2 tRNA genes and 1 rRNA gene are annotated in these 571 nt (G+C 45.9%); all 3 read left to right on the top strand.

Going from position 1 to position 571, the window contains the following annotated elements:
* A 16S ribosomal RNA gene (locus tag CLTEP_RS14230) occupies positions 1-89 on the top strand; the annotation flags it as partial.
* 195 nt (positions 90-284) lie between these two features.
* A tRNA-Ala gene (locus tag CLTEP_RS14235) sits at positions 285-360 on the top strand.
* Between the two features lie 5 nt (positions 361-365).
* Positions 366-442, top strand: a tRNA-Ile gene (locus tag CLTEP_RS14240).
* Positions 443-571 lie beyond the last annotated feature (129 nt).

Here is a 571-nt window from a genome sequence, read left to right on the forward strand (position 1 = left end):
GGAGCCAGCGGCCGAAGGTGGGGTTGGTGATTGGGGTGAAGTCGTAACAAGGTAGCCGTAGGAGAACCTGCGGCTGGATCACCTCCTTTCTAGGGAGAAAAGTCAAAAGCAAGACTTTTGACAAAACGAATAGAAGAATTATGAACTTACTACTCTGTTTAGTTTTGAGAGACCGAATAAGGTTTTTCAATAAAGGTTGGTTTTTAGGATTTCCTAGAGTCTAGAACCTGGTACCTAGTACCTAGTGTCTAGTATTTGGAAGCTAAAACCTAGCACCTAATCTTGGGGGTATAGCTCAGCTGGGAGAGCACCTGCCTTGCACGCAGGGGGTCAAGGGTTCGAATCCCTTTATCTCCACCAATTATGGGTCTATAGCTCAGCTGGTTAGAGCGCACGCCTGATAAGCGTGAGGTCGATGGTTCGAGTCCATTTAGACCCACCAATATGTTCTTTGAAAATTGCATAATGAACAAAGAAGAGAAACAAAGTACAAAGAATTCACTGGTCAAGTTACAAAGGGCGCATGGTGGATGCCTTGGTACCAGGAGCCGAAGAAGGACGTGATAAGCTG

It is taken from the genome of Clostridium tepidiprofundi DSM 19306, from assembly GCF_001594005.1.
Lineage (GTDB): Bacteria > Bacillota > Clostridia > Clostridiales > Clostridiaceae > Clostridium_AC > Clostridium_AC tepidiprofundi.